The organism is Gammaproteobacteria bacterium (genome assembly GCA_013151035.1).
In the GTDB taxonomy this organism is placed as follows: domain Bacteria; phylum Pseudomonadota; class Gammaproteobacteria; order JAADJB01; family JAADJB01; genus JAADJB01.
In genome coordinates this window covers 1-16,205 of record JAADJB010000017.1, presented here as the reverse complement: position 1 = coordinate 16,205, position 16,205 = coordinate 1, and the positions used below count along the sequence as shown (strand labels likewise).

The following is a 16,205-nucleotide window of genomic DNA, read 5'->3' as shown; positions in this document are numbered from 1 at the left end:
GTTCTTTGGCAGGAACTGATGGATGATTAAGGTATTCGAAGAGTTATTTATGAATAAGGTTTTATACTAATGTCTAATATTCGTTTAATTCCAAGAATGGATATTAAAGGTAAAAATCTTATTAAGGGTATACATCTGGAAGGTCTTCGCGTGATTGGTGATCCGCAGGAATATGCGCAGAAGTATTATCAGGCAGGTGCTGATGAATTAATCTATATGGATGTTGTGGCTAGTCTGTATGGACGTAATAATTTATCTGATATTGTTAGTCGTGCAGCACAGGATGTATTTGTACCCATTACTGTTGGTGGTGGTATGCGTTCAGTAGAAGATGTACAGAGAATGTTGGGTTCGGGTGCTGATAAGGTTGCTATTAATACGGCGGCAATCGCAAGACCAGGACTTATTAGTGAGGTGGCAAGACGTTTTGGTTCACAATGCATGGTGTTATCTATCGAAGCTAAAAAACAGAGTAGTGGAGTCTGGGAAGCTTATACTGATAATGGGCGTGAACGGACAGGAGTAGATGTTATTGAATGGGCTCAGCAGGGGGGTAGTCTGGGTGCGGGTGAGATCCTTTTGACCTCTATTGATCAGGAGGGTACACGTAAGGGTTTTGATATGGAGTTGCTTAAACAGGTTTCATCAAGTGTAGGTATTCCTGTTATTGCAAGTGGAGGCATGGGTTCAACAGAAGATATGGTGAACGCAGTCAAGGAAGGCATGGCTGATGCGGTCGCGATGGCTGATATTTTACATTATGATCGTATGAGTTTAATGGATATTCGAGAGGCGGCCTTAAATGCTGGTATGCATGTGAGAAAGGTATGACTGGTAGGGTTAGTGTTATTGATTATGGTATGGGGAACCTTCTGAATGTAGCACGTGCATTTGAGTATTGTGGTGCGAATGTTGATTTTGTTTCTGTAGAAGAAGAAATAGACGCTTCCGAATTGCTTGTTTTGCCGGGGGTAGGTGCCTTTCCAGATGGAATGAAAGAGCTGCGTAATAGAAGATTAATTGATTCAATCAGACGGCATGTAAATGATGGGAAGCCTTTGCTGGGAATTTGTTTAGGTATGCAGATGTTATTTGAGTCAAGTGAAGAATTCGGTGGTTATGATGGTTTAGGTTTATTAGCAGGTAAGGTGATTGCAATACCTGATACAGGCATGGATGGTGTTAAGCATAAGATCCCCCATATTGGCTGGAATGAATTAATGCGAGGTAGTGAATACTCATGGAATGATACTCTTCTGAATAATATAGAAGAGGGTGCCTCGGTTTATTTTGTTCATTCATATATGGTTGAATTGGAAGATCATAGTAAACAGCTGGCATATTGTGATTATGATGGACGTAGAATTACAGCAGTGGTTGAGGCAAATAATATTATGGGTTGTCAGTTCCATCCGGAAAAGAGTGGGAGTGCAGGCCTTGGGATTATAGATAATTTTATAAAGAGTTAATACTGGAGTTATGTGGTGGTAGAAAAACGTGATGTAAAAAAACTTTATAATCTTCCTGAAGAAGTCAGGTTTTGTAAGAAGTGCACTATTTCAAATCAACGTCCTCGAATTTCTTTTGATGAAAATGGGGTGTGCAGTGCTTGTAATTATTCCGATTTCAAGAAGAAAGAAGTTGATTGGGATGAGCGTGAAAAAGAACTGAAAGAATTATGTGATCGTCACAGGAAGTCTGATGGTTCATATGATGTTATCGTTCCTTGTAGTGGTGGTAAGGACGGTAGCTTTGTTGCGCATCAATTAAAGTATAAACATGGGATGAATCCTTTGACGGTGACTTGGGCACCTCTTTTGCCTACTGATATAGGAAGAAAAAATCTGGATGCCTTTATCAATTCGGGGTTTGATAATATTCTTGGCAAGCCTAATGGTATAGCGACGAGAAAGTTAACCCGGTTGGCTTTTAAACATATGGGGGATCCTTTTCAGCCCTTTATTTATGGGCAGGCCAATTTCCCCATGAAAATGGCAATTCAGCATAATGTGGCACTGATTATGTATGGTGAAAATGGAGAGGTGGAGTATGGTGGAAATATGAAGAATGCCTTTTCTCCAACTCGTGAGATAGCAGATCATGATGATCATTATTTTTCAGGTCTTCCGCCGGAGTTCTGGGAGCAACACGGTCTTTCCAAGGCGGATTTAGCACCATTTACGTCACCGAAATATCAGGATGTTGTTGACAATAAGACTGAGATACATTTTTTTGGGTATTATAAATATTGGGATCCTCAGGAAAATTATTATTATTGTCGTGAGCATGTTGGTTTCGAACCAAATACAGAGCGTTCGGAAGGTACATATTCAAAATATGCGAGCTTGGATGATCGAATTGATGGTTTTCATTATTATCTTTCCTATATAAAGTTTGGGATAGGTCGTACTACTTCTGACGCTGCTCATGAGATTCGTGATGAGAAAATTGAGCGTGAAGAGGGTGTCGCGCTTATTAAAAGATATGATAGTGAGTTCCCGAAGAAGTACTATAAGGATTTTCTTGAATATTGTGATATTACGGAAGAAGACTTTGAAGAAGTTATTGATAGCTGGAGAGCCGATCATATTTGGAAAAAAGTGGATGGGAAATGGGTGCTTCGCCACGCTATAGATCATGATGGATGATTGTGACTTTAAATTAGTTTATAAAGTGTTTTTATAGATTCCTATGAGTACATTTATTATCGCTGAAGCCGGAGTCAATCATAATGGCTCTGAAGATCTTGCCTTGCAGTTAATTGATGTGGCTGTAGAACAGGGTGCGGATGCAATAAAATTCCAGAGCTTTAAGGCGGATCTTCTGGTGAAAAAAGGCACCTCAACAGCCGCCTATCAGCAGCAACAGACGGGTAATAATGATCAGCATGCCATGCTTCAACAGCTGGAGATGTCCGAGGCGATGCATAACAGGATTATTGCGCATTGTCATGCCTGTGATATTGAGTTTATGTCTACCCCCTTCGATCTGGACTCTGCTGATTTTCTTATTGAGCGGGGCATGTCGAGAATCAAACTGCCTTCTGGTGAGTTAACCAATATTCCCTTTCTGGAGAGGTTGGCTGCCTATGATAAGGAATTGATTTTATCGACCGGAATGGCGGATCTTGCTGAGGTCAAGGCGGCGGTGTCGGCAATAGATAATGTGCGTAATCGATCAGGGTTTATACAGCCATTGGAAGATATACTTACCGTATTGCATTGCACCTCAAATTACCCGGCTAGCCTTGGCGATGTTAACTTGCGTGCTATGCAAACTATGGCAAAAGAACTGGGCTTGCCGGTGGGTTACTCTGATCATACCGATGGGATCCTGGTAGCGGTTGCTGCCGTTGCTATGGGGGCAGTGGTGATTGAAAAACACTTTACTCTGGATAAAACGCTTGCAGGGCCTGATCATAAGGCATCACTGGAGTCGGATGAGTTGGGTATGATGATTCAGCAGATCCGGCAGATTGAGACCTGTATGGGCGATGGCATGAAGGAGGCGAGACCATCTGAGCTTGCTGTTCGAGATGTGGTAAGACGCAGTATTGTTCTTGCTTGTGATAAGCAGGTGGGTGATTTATTGAGTGATGAAGACCTTGTTTTATTGCGACCGGGAACAGGTATCGCACCAGGGGAAATAAGAAATGTGATTGGCAGGCGGATCAAAGTGGATAAGGCTGCGGGTAGTCTGTTGCAGTGGGGAGATCTGCTGGATGCGTAGGATATGCTATGTCACAGGTACCCGTGCTGATTTTGGTCTGATGAAGCATGTTCTGATCGGAATTGATGAGAGCCCGGATCTTGATTTATCAGTCATTGTGACGGGGATGCATCTGCTCGAAAAATATGGCAATACGATAAGTGAGATTGAGCACAGTGGGCTGAATATTGTTGCCAGGATTACTGTTGCGCTTTCTGGTCAGTCGGGTCTGGAGATGTCGCTGGCGATGGCTGAACAGATGAAACAAATGACGCTTGTTTTTCAGAAAAACAGGCCGGACATTATTTTGTTGCTGGGGGATCGAGGTGAGATGTTGGCGGCTGCGATAGTGGCATTACATCTCAATATACCGATAGTTCATATTCATGGTGGTGAGCGTTCAGGTACGATTGATGAGTCTATTCGTCATGCCATATCAAAGATTGCACATTTTCATTTTGTTGCCAGCGATGCATCCAGAGAGCGTTTGATCAGGATGGGTGAGGCGGAGGATAGTATATTTATTACCGGTGCCCCTGGGCTGGATGAGGTTTGCCATATCGCTTTATTGAATAGAGAGGCATTATTTAACCAGTACCAGCTGGATCTAAAAAAGGCACTTTTACTCATCTTGTTTCATCCTGTTGTGCAGGACGAGGTGGATGCGGGTCAGCAGATGGCAGTGCTATTAAAAGCAGCAGCAAGAAGCAATATGCAATGCCTGATACTGAGTCCCAATGCCGATGCGGGGAGTCTGGCGATAGAAGCGGTGATTGATCGCTATGCGGATAACCCGTTGATGCATAGCGTGAATCATCTTGTGAGAACCGAGTATTTATCCTTTCTGGCTTATGCGGATGTGTTAGTGGGTAATTCCAGTAGTGGTATTATTGAGGCCGCCTCGTTGAATACAGCGGTGGTGAATGTGGGTGATCGACAGAATTGTCGAGAACGTAACGCGAATACAATAGATGTCTCGGTGGATGAAGAGGCGATTCTTGATGCGGTTCTTGAGGCTAAAGAGATGAATGCTTGTTCAGGTGATAATGTTTATGGTGATGGCGATGCCGCATCAAGAATGCTTGAATTATTGTTAATGACCCCACTGGATAAAAAATGTTTGAGTAAATCGAATGCCTACTGAGATATTGATTATTGGATCAGGCGGTCATGCCCGGGTGGTGGCAGAGGCAGTGCTGTCGATGAATGCTTCAATCAGTATTGTGGTTGTGGATGAGGATGTCGATAAACAGGGTGCTGATTTTTTAGGCAGGATCAGGGTGGCTAGCCTGGATGACGGGTCGAGTTTGCCGCTGGATGTTCACGTTGCCATTGGTGTTAATTATCATAGAAAACGTCTTCTTGAATGGGCTATCAATGTGGGCAAAACGCGGTTTAATGTCTATCATCCTGCATCAATTATTTCATCATCTGCGATCATAGGTGAGGGTGTTTTTGTTGCAGTCAATGCCATTATTGCTGCGGAGTCTTCTATTGCCGATGGTTGCATCATTAATCATGCGGCTGTCGTTGATCATAATTGCAGGATTGGTGCCTATACCCATATTGCACCTAATGCCACATTGGGTGGCGGTGTCTGCATTGGTGCAGAATGTATAATTGGTGCGGGTGCAATTATTCTACCGGGTATTACGCTTGGTGATCGTGTGATTATCGCAGCAGGTGCTGTCGTAACGACGGATATCAAGGATGATCAAACCGCAATTGGTATACCGGCACGGTGTAAAGTATAGTATGAGATATAAAATAATTTCTTCTGCGAAAAAGAAAATACTTTTCTTGCCGCATGCAATTAAGCAAATGTCCCGCCCGGAAAGAATGATAACTACTGATGAAATAAGACAGGCAGTCTTTAATGGTGAAGTTATTGAAGAATACCCTGAAGATGTTAGAGGTGAAAGTTGTCTTGTGTTTAATATAGAGGAAAACAGAGCAATTCATGTTGTTTGCTCGCCTAAAAATGATTATCTGGCTATAATAACAGCATACCAACCAGCACCCGAACAATGGTCATCTGACTACAAAGCCCGGAGGTAATATGGAATGTTCATATTGTAAAGGAAAAATGGTAAAAGGAAGCGCACCATTTAGTGTAGACCGTAATGGTTATCATATTGCCTGGGAATCAATCCCCGCATGGGTATGCTCACAATGTGGCGAGGCTCTTTTCGAAGAAAATGAAGTCAACCATATTCAAAAAGCTCTACGACAAGTCGATCATGAAACAATTGCGTTAAAATCAAATATTGCTTAACAAAAAATTACGCAGGTTAACCAGGCATATTTTTCTTAACGAGTGTCATGTTGCTACAAAAAATAAATAAATCCTTAACGGGACAGCAGTGATGCAAAATATTGATCAAATTATTGTTACTCAGCACTCGACATTAAAGGAGTCTCTGGCACAGCTGGATCGCACCGGCCTGTCGATTCTTTTGTTGCTGGGTGATGATGAGGTTTTGCTGAGAACTATTACTGATGGTGATATCAGGCGATTGCTTCTGGCAGGTCATGCCTTGTCAGATACCCTGGGGTTGCTGGGTGATCAGCCCCCGGTTGTTTTGGGGCATACGGATGATATTAGCCCTCTTGAGGTGATGAAGAGATGCAGTGTGAATCAGCTGCCTGTGGTTGATGAGGCGTTCAGGCCGATAGGTGTGCATTTAAGGCGCGATCTACAGACACCGATACTGCTTTCAGTTCCTCACATGGGTGAATATGAAAAGCAGTATATTGAAGAGGCGTTCAGTAGTAACTGGATTGCGCCGTTAGGTCCGAATGTAGATGCCTTTGAGCAAGAGCTGGCAAGTAAACAGGGGATCTCTCACGCGGCTGCATTGAGTTCGGGTACAGCAGCGATTCACCTGGCATTAATCTTGTCAGGGGTTAGTTCTGGCGATATTGTCTTTTGTTCCTCCTTTACCTTTATTGCGAGTGCGAATCCCATTTTGTATCAGGGGGCTATTCCCGTTTTTATTGATGCAGAAGCGGAGACCTGGAATATGTCACCCATTGCCTTGCAAAAGGCATTCGTTGATGCGGAGTCTTGTGGGGAAATACCGAAGGCTGTGGTGGTTGCCAATATTTATGGGCAAAGCGCTAATATGGATGAGATTATATCGATTTGTGATCGTTATGATGTGCCTGTTATTGAAGATGCAGCTGAATCATTGGGTGCTAGTTATAAGGGTAAGGCGAGTGGAACGCTGGGTCGTATTGGTGTTTATTCCTTTAATGGAAACAAGATCATTACTACTTCGGGTGGCGGCATGCTGGTTTCAGATGACGAGGTACTGGTTGAAAAGGCGCGTTTTTTATCAACACAGGCGCGGGATGTTTCGCCTGACTATCTCCATAGCCAGATTGGTTATAACTATCGCATGAGTAATATCCTGGCGGGGATTGGGCGTGGGCAACTCCGTATGCTGGATCAACGTGTGCGTGAAAGACGATTGGTCTTTGAACGTTATGCCTCGAGTCTGTCGGAGGTGGAAGGTTTGTATGCGATGCCGGAGCACGAGTCGGGCAGCAGTAACCGTTGGTTAAGTTGTTTTTACTTGAACCCCGAAGAAACAGTCGTTTCGGTAAAGAAATTAATAAAGGTGATGGCTGCGGAGAATATCGAGGCGCGTCATACCTGGCGTCCTATGCATCAGCAGCCACTTTTTAGTAAGAATAAATATTTTACTTATGGCGAAGAGAGCGTTTCTGATTTTTTATTTGCGCAGGGCATTTGTCTACCTTCGGCATCAAGCATGAGTGAAGAGCAACAAGATCGTGTTATTGCCGTAATCAGGGGTGTCTGTGATTAATAATAATTCCTTGTTAAATTCCCTGCGTAGCTGGTTGATTGCCTTGCCCAGGGAAAAGAAGTTTATTTATACCGCTGCGGTTGATTTTGTATGCGCTATTTTTTCCTTGTGGCTGGCCTTTTCACTGAGACTGAGTGAGTTATATGTTCCGTCGCTGGAACAGCTTTGGGTGTTTCTGTTGGCACCTGTGCTCGTCATTGTTGTGTATGCTTATTTTAATCTTTATCAATCCATTATTCGTTATATCAGTTTTCGTTTTTTATGGTTAATGATTACAGCGACCATTTTTTATTCGTTATTGTTTGCGGTTATCGCACTTTTGTCGGGCATGGGTGCTGAGGACATACCAAGAACAGTGTATGGCATTAATGGTCTGGTGTTGCTTTTGGTGTCGGGCAGTATTCGGCTTGGGGCAAGGTGGTGGTTGTCCAATGGTATGGATGTGTCATTGCTGGATGATGATGGCTACAGTGCAAGAGAGGCACTGCCGGTGATTGTTTATGGGGCGGGGGCATCCGGTGTGCAGATTGCGCTGGCATTGAAACTGGGGTATGAATTTAATCCGGTTGCCTTTATTGATGATGATGAGAATCTACACGATCACTATGTCAGTGGGCTGTATGTGTACCCTTTCTCAAAACTAAGAGGGGCTATCGAAAAATATCATGTGCGTAATATCCTGTTGGCAATGCCTTCTGTGCCACGAAGTCGAAGACAGGAAATTATTTTGCAACTGGAACCTTATGCCTTGCATGTAAGAACCCTGCCGGGTTTGATGGATCTGGCGAAAGGTACGGTTGAGATTGAGGATATTCAGGAAGTGGATATTGCGGATCTTTTAGGTCGGAACAAGGTGGCACCTAATGAGGATTTGTTACATGCCAACATAACGAACAAGGTTGTTATGGTGACGGGTGCTGGGGGGTCAATAGGCTCTGAGTTGTGTCGACAGATTATTCGTCTGAAACCTGAAAAAATTGTTTTGTTTGAGATTAATGAATTTTTTCTTTACCAGATAGAAAAGGAATTAAGGCATCAGGTCTCCTTATTAGGTGAGCAGATTGATATTTATCCTTTGTTGGGATCGGTGCATGATAAAAGACGTTTGGAAAAGATATGCCATACCTTTTCTGTGAAAACGATTTATCACGCCGCAGCGTATAAGCATGTGCCGATGGTGGAGAGCAATGTGACCGAGGCTGTCAGGAATAATATCTTTGGTACCCTGCATTGTGCCGAGGCAGCCATTGCCGCTGGGGTAGAGACCTTTGTTCTAATTTCAACAGATAAGGCAGTTCGACCAACCAACACTATGGGGGCGAGTAAGCGCTTTGCCGAATTGGTATTGCAGGGGTTGGCACAGAAAGATCATGCTGGTTGCACTCGCTTCACCATGGTTCGTTTTGGTAATGTGCTGGGTTCATCCGGTTCTGTGGTGCCTTTGTTTCGTGAGCAGATTAAGCGTGGTGGCCCTGTTACCGTGACTGATGAAAAAATAATCCGTTATTTTATGACGATTCCCGAGGCTGCTGAACTGGTGATACAGGCCGGTGCAATGGGTGAAGGGGGTGATGTCTTTGTGCTGGATATGGGCGAGCCAATTAAGATTATTGATCTGGCAAAAAAGATGATTCACTTGAGTGGTTTTGATGAAAAGGGTGTTGATAACCCAAAGGGTGATATCGAGATTGTCTTTACTGGTTTGCGTCCGGGTGAAAAATTGTATGAAGAATTATTGATTGGTGATAATGTCTATTCGACAGAGCACCAGAAGGTTATGCGTGCGGAGGAGCACGTTATTGAGATTTCTGAATTGCGTGACATACTGAAAGAAATGGAGCAGGCTAATGATGAGGGTGATTGTATCAGGGTGCGTGAGATTATGATGGAGCATGTTAGTGGGTTTAAGCCTCAGTGTGGTATTGAAGATTTACTCTGTAAGTCACAGTTGCCCGGTTAAGTTCGAGGCATGAATTGCGCTTTTCTACCAGAGACACGCCGTGAATACATCCGTGTAGGCTCCACGCCCGCGTCCATGCGGGCAAGGGTCTCTGATAGAGAAGCGCAATTCCTGTCTCTTGAGTTAACGGGATAACAATGCCTGTAACTATAGCCCTGCAACAGATACCGGAAGAGTTCCGTGAATCCATCGCTGGTCACTGGCAGGATTTCTGTCGCCAGGCGCAAGCAGAAAATATTGTTGTCCCATCTAATACTGAGACATTACAGGCCTTGTTCAAGGTCTGGGTCTGTAGTGATTTTTTTTTACAAAAGAGTTTGCGTGAACCTGCGGTCTGTAGTGAATTGATCGATAGTGGTGATCTTTTGCGACAATATCAGTCGGCTGAATTAGCTGATTTGTTGCACTCTGCTATGACGGGTATTTCTGATGAAGTGGTATTAATGCAGGTCTTGCGCCAGTTTCGTGATCGAGAAATGATGCGTATTGCCTGGCGTGATCTGATGGTCTGGGCGGATGTTAAAGAGACCTTGAGGGATCTGTCTGATCTGGCGGATGCCTGTATTCGGGAGGCGTTGGGTTATTTATATCGTCACTTGTGCAAGTCTGAAGGTGTCCCGCGTAATGCCGAGGGTCGTGAACAGCATCTATTGATCCTGGGAATGGGTAAATTGGGTGCGGGTGAGTTGAATTTCTCCTCGGATATTGATTTGATCTTTGCCTTTCAGGATGGTGGCAGAATTCGAGGGCGTGGCAAGATTAGTTGTGATGTCTTTTTCACCACCCTGGGTCGGCAACTCATTCGAGTATTAAATGATACCACCGTTGATGGTTTTGTTTATCGGGTGGATATGCGTTTACGGCCCTATGGTAGCAGTGGGCCTTTGGTGATGAGCTTTGATGCACTAGAGGAATATTATCAGTATCAGGGACGGGAGTGGGAACGCTATGCCATGATCAAGGCGCGTCCCATTACTGGAGATTTCATTGAGCAGGATCAATTAACAGCCCTGTTACATCCCTTTATCTATCGTCGTTACCTGGATTTTAATGTGCTTGAAGCGGTACGTGATTTGAAATCACAGATTGAGCGCAAGGTCTATAGCAAGGGCATGGAAGATAATATTAAGCTGGGGCCGGGTGGGATTCGTGAGATTGAATTTATTGTACAATCCTTTCAGTTGTTGCGTGGTGGTCAGGATCAGGAGCTACAACAACGTAACTTGTTGAAGGTGTTACAGCGCATGGAGGAACGTGGATTATTGCCTGATATGGGAGAGCAGATCTATACCCTGGCTCAAGCCTATCTTTTCTTGCGGCGCACAGAGAATCATATTCAGGAATTTGAAGATGCACAAACACATGATCTGCCTGTAGGTGAATTAGATCGCTTACGTCTGGCATGGTCTATGGGTTATGCTGGATGGGATCTCTTTGTTGCCGATCTGGATCAGATTCGTGCCTTTGTTACCGCCTGTTTTGTAGCGGTTATAGCCAGTTCTGAGGGTAAGACTGAAGAGGGCTCTGTCACCACGAGTTTGTCTGATGTGTGGGGGAATCAGCTTAATGAGGCGGCGGCACTAGCGGTTTTAATTAATGCGGGTTTTGATGATGCTGATGAGGTTTTTCGTGTGCTGATTCAGCTTCGTGAAGGCATGGCGCGTAGGGTCATGGGTAATCAAGGGCGCGAACAACTGGATCGTCTGATGCCTTTGTTGCTAACCGAGCTTGTGAATAGTGAGCATGATGGCGATACCCTGATGCGCCTGATACATTTGCTAGAGGCGATTGTTGGTCGTAGTGTTTATCTAACTTTGTTGATTGAGAATCCGCAGGCATTGACGCAGTTGATTCGCTTATGCTCGGCAAGTCCCTGGATTGCCTCACAGCTGGTGCTGCATCCTTTATTGCTGGATGAATTACTGGATCCATGTGCCTTGTATGCACCGCAGCGCTATCAGGCATTACTGGAAGAGCTGGAGCAGCGTTTTGTCGGTATTGATGACACTGATCTGGAGTGGCAGATGGAGGCACTGCGTCAGTTTCGACAAGGGGCGGTGTTGCGGGTTGCGGCAGCGGATATTGCTGGTGCGATACCCTTAATGGTGGTGAGTGATTATCTGACCGAGATTGCTGATGTTATCCTGCATAAGGTGCTGGAATTGGCGTTGATGCAACAGTCTGTGAGTAGTAAAAAGGTTTATGCAGATGATTTTGCTATTATCGCCTATGGCAAAATGGGTGGTATTGAGCTGGGTTATGGTTCTGATCTGGATCTTGTTTTTCTGCATGATCAAACCAAGGGTGAACGGCGAGATGCCTGGTTCGCTCGCCTGGGACAACGTATTATCCATTTGTTAAATACCTTGACCCCCTCCGGCGTATTGTATGAGGTGGATATGCGTCTGCGCCCAAGTGGTGAATCAGGTTTATTGGTCAGTGGGTTGCAGAGTTTTTCTGAATATCAGGAACAGGAGGCGTGGACCTGGGAGCACCAGGCGCTGGTACGCGCCAGGGTTATTGCCGGTTCAGAGCGTATTGCTACGGGTTTTTCCAAAGTGCGCAACAGAATATTAGCACGTAGGCGCGGTAAAAAGGATTTGCAACAGGACATTGCCGTGATGCGGCGTAGAATGCTACAGGAGTTTGGTTGCAAAAGAGCAGGGAAGTTTGATATTAAACGGGATTCCGGTGGTATTACTGATATTGAGTTTATGGTTCAGTATGGGGTATTGTTGTGGTCACACAACCATCCGGAGTTATTGCAATATACGGATAATATTAATTTATTAGAGCAGCTTGCCTTAGCCGGGAAATTAGCTAAAAAGGATGCCGTCTTCCTCGGCGATGTCTATCGTAGTTATCGTAGTCGTGTGCATCAATTAACCTTAATGGAGGAGTCCAGTGTGGTTGATGAGGACGAGTTCAGTGATTTACGTCAGGGTGTAATTCGAATATGGGATAAGATATTTAATTAGGCAGGGTGTGTACCACGCACCAAGTCATTACCTCGTTCCCATGCTCTGCGTGGGAATGCATATATTCACTTCCCGTTTTCACCTGTTTGACGGTATAATTCCCTGATATTGTGCCTGTGAGCAGGCTGTGTTGAGGTTAGGAGAATGCGTATGACAATGGATGACCGTGATGGCGTCATCTGGTTTGATGGTGAAATGGTGCCCTGGCGTGAGGCCAAGGTGCATGTATTAACCCATACCCTGCATTATGGCATGGGTGTTTTTGAAGGTGTTCGTGCCTACAAAACTGATCAGGGCACGGCTATTTTTCGCTTGCAGGAGCATACCAAACGGCTGTTTAATTCGGCACATATTTTAAATATGTCCATGCCTTATGATATGGAGACGCTTTCAGCGGCTCAAAAGGCAGTGGTGAGTGAGAATAATCTAAGCTCGGCTTATCTTCGACCTATGTGTTTTTATGGCTCGGAAGGTATGGGTCTGCGTGCGGATGGATTAAAGACGCATGTAATCGTGGCAGCCTGGGAGTGGGGTTCTTATCTAGGTGCCGAGAATATGGAGAAGGGTATCCGTATTCGCACATCCTCCTTCGCCCGCCATCATGTTAATGTCACGATGTGTCGTGCCAAGGCCAATGGTAATTATATGAATTCCATGATGGCTCTGCAGGAGGCATTGGCGGATGGTTATGATGAGGCGTTATTGCTGGATGTGGATGGTTTTGTTGCCGAGGGTAGTGGCGAGAATTTCTTTATGGTGAAAAATGGTGTGATCTATACACCGGATCTCACCTCGGCGCTGGAAGGCATTACGCGTGAGACCATATTCACTATAGCGGCACAGGAAGGGATTGAGGTGCGTGAAAAACGTATCACCCGTGATGAAGTTTATTGTGCCGATGAAGCGTTCTTTACTGGTACTGCTGCCGAGGTGACACCGATTCGTGAACTGGATCGTCGCACCATTGGGTCTGGTGGTCGTGGCCCGATTACCGAACGTCTACAGTCTATTTATTTTGATTATGTGCATGGTCGTCTGGATGATCATCCTGAGTGGTTAACACTGGTCTAGGAATATTGGTGCGTAATACGCACCCTACCTAAGTGACCGGTAGGGTGCGCATTGCGCACCATCTTTTGCTGGAGAAGGAAGTGCTTATGTCGAATGCTGTGATAAAGAACAATACAGATGCGCGGGTAGAAGTGAGCAAAGAAGAGTTGCCATTACATTGCCCACGCTCGGATGATTCACTATGGGATGCACACCCGCGTGTGTTTCTGGATATAGAGGTAAGTGGTGAGGTGAAGTGCCCTTATTGTGGTGCCCACTATGTGTTGAAGCAGAGCTAGCCTGGTGCGGGCTATCTGGTTTTATCTAGTTCCCATGCTCCTGCGTGGGAACTTGTATCTTGCTGGTTGGTGCGGGTTGGTATGCATTCCCACGCGGGAGCGTGGGAACGAGAGGTTTCGGTTGGTCTGGTACGGGATTTATATCTATATCTAGTTTCCATGCTCCTGCGTGGGAACTTGTATCTTGCTGGTTGATGCGGGCTGGTATGCATTCCCACGCGGGAGCATGGGAACGAGAAGCGCAGGAGCATGGAAACAGGAAACAATGAGTTCAGATCATAAAAAAGAGTTCGTTGTCTGGTGGTTTCAGGATGGTAAACCGGGGCATGAGAATCAGGTGCAGGGTCTGCTCTCTGCAATAGCGAAACAGCGTATATTAAAAATAATTCCGCTGAAAATAAATACTTCTTTTAAGTTATACTTGCAATGGTTTCTTCGAAGACTCGATTTTGCAACAACACTGCCGCGACCTGATCTTATTATTGGAGCGGGTCACGCCACTCATATCCCCATGCTGTTATCGCACAATCTGTATGGTGGAAAAATTGTAGTTTTGATGAAGCCCAGTCTACCATTATCCTGGTTTGACCTTTGTTTTATCCCTGAACATGACAGGCCGGATAATCGGCAGAATGTAATAAAGACCCGTGGTGTGCTGAACAAGATTCAACAACAGGATAGGCAGAGTGATCGCTGTGGTTTGATCCTGGTCGGTGGCACGTCGGTGCATTATCAATGGTCTGATGAGGTGATTATTGAACAGATCAAGGCACTGGTTAATGGTTTTTCTTCGGTGAACTGGGTACTGGCGACCTCAAGAAGAACCCCGAGTGACTTTCTGCATAAATTGGGGGAAGCTGTTTCCAGTAATACCCTGAAGCTATGTCCAGTGGAAGACACGGATACGAACTGGTTGCCTGAGCAGATGGCGACGGCAGGCAATATCTGGGTAACAGAGGATAGTGTCTCTATGGTGTATGAGGCATTAAGCAGTGGGGCAAGAGTGGGCTTGCTAGAACTGGAGAATAATAAATTCGACAGGATTAGCCGATCCATGCAGGGGTTGGTTGAGAATGGCTGTCTAACCCGATTCTCTCAGTGGCGCAATACAGGGGATATGGTCGCTTCAGTTGCGGCCTTTAATGAGGCCGAACGCTGTGCCACAGAGGTTATTAATCGATGCCTAAAGCAAGACTAACTGTTCTCCAGGTCTTGCCTTCGCTGGAAAATGGCGGGGTTGAACGCGGTACGCTGGAGATTGCCAAGGGTTTAATTGAACAGGGTCATCGTGCATTGGTTATATCGGCTGGAGGGCGTATGGTCGATGAGCTGGGAGCTATGGGGGCAGAGCATTTTGCCTGGCCTATTGGTAAAAAGTCCCTGTTTACCCTGCGTTGGGTCAGGCGCTTGAGACGATTTCTTGTTGAGCAGAAGGTGGATGTCCTGCATGCACGTTCTCGTATGCCTGCCTGGATTGCATGGCTGGCATGGCGTGGTATGGATGCTGCCACACGTCCACGTTTTGTAACAACGGTTCATGGCTTGTATTCAGTCAAACGATACAGCGCCATAATGACCTGGGGAGAACAGGTCATTGCCGTATCGAATACGGCGAAGCAATATATCCTGGATAATTATGCGGATGTCGATGAGCAGAGAATTCGGGTTATTCCTCGCGGGGTGAGTAATGAACAGTTCCCCTATCAGTATCATCCGGGTGAGCAATGGATGCAGGCCTGGCATCAGGAATATCCTCAGTTACAGGGAAAGAAGGTTTTGATTCTTCCCGGTCGATTGACACGATTGAAGGGGCATCATGATTTTATTGAGATGATTATTCGTTTACGTACTCAGGGCGAGGATGTTTATGGGCTGATTGTGGGTGCAGAGGATCCCGGACGTAGATCTTATGCGCAGGAATTATATGACCGGGTGAATAAGGCCGGTTTACAGAATGTAATTGTCTTTACCGGAAACCGAACAGATATACGCGATATCTATGCAGTCTCTGATATTGTATTGTCTTTATCAATCAAGGCAGAATCCTTTGGGCGTACTGTTCTGGAGCCTCTGAATATGGGCGTTCCTGTGGTCGGTTATGATCATGGTGGGGTGGGGGAGATTCTGACGGAGATATTTCCACAAGGAAAGGTGCCGCTATCGGATAGGACATTACTGACCGACAAGGTGAAAGAAATATTGATCAATGATGTGACAGTAAATGCGCAATCGACCTTTGTGCTGGAAAAGATGGTAGATGAAACCATCGTGCTGTATCAGGAATAAAAGTATGCAGGCGTTTATTAATAAAGAGTGGTTGCAAGAGAATTATGGCTGGATGTTAATTGCATCCACTCTTTTTCTATTTACCACCAAG

At 45.2% G+C, this 16,205-nt stretch carries 15 protein-coding genes; all 15 read left to right on the top strand.

Going from position 1 to position 16,205, the window contains the following annotated elements; translation table 11 throughout:
* The first annotated feature begins 69 nt into the window (after positions 1 to 69).
* The 15 genes from hisF to GXP22_04010 all read left to right on the top strand — a co-directional run bounded on the left by hisF (position 70) and on the right by GXP22_04010 (position 16,114).
* Positions 70 to 831: an imidazole glycerol phosphate synthase subunit HisF gene (hisF, locus tag GXP22_04080; GenBank protein NOX08659.1), complete on the top strand. Its 762-nt coding sequence runs from the start codon at positions 70 to 72 to the stop codon at positions 829 to 831.
* A complete protein-coding gene (gene hisH / locus GXP22_04075) occupies positions 828 to 1,469 on the top strand; it encodes an imidazole glycerol phosphate synthase subunit HisH (protein ID NOX08658.1) in 642 nt (213 codons plus the stop codon). Before hisF ends, hisH begins: the two co-directional genes overlap by 4 nt.
* A 15-nt stretch (positions 1,470 to 1,484) precedes the next feature.
* Complete coding sequence (locus GXP22_04070; GenBank protein NOX08657.1) at positions 1,485 to 2,648, top strand: N-acetyl sugar amidotransferase; 1,164 nt, start codon at positions 1,485 to 1,487, stop codon at positions 2,646 to 2,648.
* Between the two features lie 43 nt (positions 2,649 to 2,691).
* Positions 2,692 to 3,729 (top strand): N-acetylneuraminate synthase, encoded by a 1,038-nt coding sequence (neuB, locus tag GXP22_04065; protein NOX08656.1) that lies wholly within the window; start codon positions 2,692 to 2,694, stop codon positions 3,727 to 3,729.
* A complete protein-coding gene (gene neuC / locus GXP22_04060) occupies positions 3,722 to 4,852 on the top strand; it encodes a UDP-N-acetylglucosamine 2-epimerase (hydrolyzing) (GenBank protein NOX08655.1) in 1,131 nt (376 codons plus the stop codon). Before neuB ends, neuC begins: the two co-directional genes overlap by 8 nt.
* Entirely contained in the window at positions 4,842 to 5,462 is a 621-nt protein-coding gene (locus GXP22_04055; GenBank protein NOX08654.1) for an acetyltransferase, read from the top strand. Before neuC ends, GXP22_04055 begins: the two co-directional genes overlap by 11 nt.
* 1 nt (position 5,463) lies before the next feature.
* A complete protein-coding gene (locus GXP22_04050; protein ID NOX08653.1) occupies positions 5,464 to 5,766 on the top strand; it encodes a DUF4258 domain-containing protein in 303 nt (100 codons plus the stop codon).
* 1 nt (position 5,767) lies between these two features.
* Entirely contained in the window at positions 5,768 to 5,983 is a 216-nt protein-coding gene (locus GXP22_04045) for a YgiT-type zinc finger protein (GenBank protein NOX08652.1), read from the top strand.
* Between the two features lie 91 nt (positions 5,984 to 6,074).
* The gene (locus GXP22_04040; protein NOX08651.1) at positions 6,075 to 7,541 is read left to right on the top strand and encodes an aminotransferase; all 1,467 of its coding nucleotides are present in this window, start codon (positions 6,075 to 6,077) and stop codon (positions 7,539 to 7,541) included.
* A gap of 10 nt (positions 7,542 to 7,551) precedes the next feature.
* Entirely contained in the window at positions 7,552 to 9,501 is a 1,950-nt protein-coding gene (locus GXP22_04035; GenBank protein ID NOX08650.1) for a polysaccharide biosynthesis protein, read from the top strand.
* 137 nt (positions 9,502 to 9,638) lie between these two features.
* A complete protein-coding gene (glnE, locus tag GXP22_04030) occupies positions 9,639 to 12,479 on the top strand; it encodes a bifunctional [glutamate--ammonia ligase]-adenylyl-L-tyrosine phosphorylase/[glutamate--ammonia-ligase] adenylyltransferase (protein NOX08649.1) in 2,841 nt (946 codons plus the stop codon).
* A gap of 150 nt (positions 12,480 to 12,629) precedes the next feature.
* Complete coding sequence (locus GXP22_04025) at positions 12,630 to 13,550, top strand: branched-chain amino acid transaminase (GenBank protein NOX08648.1); 921 nt, start codon at positions 12,630 to 12,632, stop codon at positions 13,548 to 13,550.
* 86 nt (positions 13,551 to 13,636) lie between these two features.
* Entirely contained in the window at positions 13,637 to 13,828 is a 192-nt protein-coding gene (locus GXP22_04020; protein NOX08647.1) for a zinc-finger domain-containing protein, read from the top strand.
* Positions 13,829 to 14,093: 265 nt separating this feature from the next.
* A complete protein-coding gene (locus tag GXP22_04015) occupies positions 14,094 to 15,026 on the top strand; it encodes a nucleoside-diphosphate sugar epimerase (GenBank protein NOX08646.1) in 933 nt (310 codons plus the stop codon).
* The gene (locus tag GXP22_04010) at positions 15,008 to 16,114 is read left to right on the top strand and encodes a glycosyltransferase family 4 protein (GenBank protein ID NOX08645.1); all 1,107 of its coding nucleotides are present in this window, start codon (positions 15,008 to 15,010) and stop codon (positions 16,112 to 16,114) included. Before GXP22_04015 ends, GXP22_04010 begins: the two co-directional genes overlap by 19 nt.
* The last annotated feature ends 91 nt before the right edge of the window (positions 16,115 to 16,205 follow it).

Excerpts from the sequence above, each read along its gene's own strand:
- hisF (NOX08659.1), top strand. The coding sequence starts at position 70 with ATGTCTAATATTCGTTTAATTCCAAGAATGGATATTAAAGGTAAAAAT.
- hisH (NOX08658.1), top strand. The coding sequence starts at position 828 with ATGACTGGTAGGGTTAGTGTTATTGATTATGGTATGGGGAACCTTCTG.
- neuB (NOX08656.1), top strand. The coding sequence starts at position 2,692 with ATGAGTACATTTATTATCGCTGAAGCCGGAGTCAATCATAATGGCTCT.
- neuC (NOX08655.1), top strand. The coding sequence starts at position 3,722 with ATGCGTAGGATATGCTATGTCACAGGTACCCGTGCTGATTTTGGTCTG.
- GXP22_04055 (NOX08654.1), top strand. The coding sequence starts at position 4,842 with ATGCCTACTGAGATATTGATTATTGGATCAGGCGGTCATGCCCGGGTG.
- GXP22_04050 (NOX08653.1), top strand. The coding sequence starts at position 5,464 with ATGAGATATAAAATAATTTCTTCTGCGAAAAAGAAAATACTTTTCTTG.
- GXP22_04045 (NOX08652.1), top strand. The coding sequence starts at position 5,768 with ATGGAATGTTCATATTGTAAAGGAAAAATGGTAAAAGGAAGCGCACCA.
- GXP22_04040 (NOX08651.1), top strand. The coding sequence starts at position 6,075 with ATGCAAAATATTGATCAAATTATTGTTACTCAGCACTCGACATTAAAG.
- glnE (NOX08649.1), top strand. The coding sequence starts at position 9,639 with ATGCCTGTAACTATAGCCCTGCAACAGATACCGGAAGAGTTCCGTGAA.
- GXP22_04025 (NOX08648.1), top strand. The coding sequence starts at position 12,630 with ATGACAATGGATGACCGTGATGGCGTCATCTGGTTTGATGGTGAAATG.
- GXP22_04020 (NOX08647.1), top strand. The coding sequence starts at position 13,637 with ATGTCGAATGCTGTGATAAAGAACAATACAGATGCGCGGGTAGAAGTG.
- GXP22_04015 (NOX08646.1), top strand. The coding sequence starts at position 14,094 with ATGAGTTCAGATCATAAAAAAGAGTTCGTTGTCTGGTGGTTTCAGGAT.
- GXP22_04010 (NOX08645.1), top strand. The coding sequence starts at position 15,008 with ATGCCTAAAGCAAGACTAACTGTTCTCCAGGTCTTGCCTTCGCTGGAA.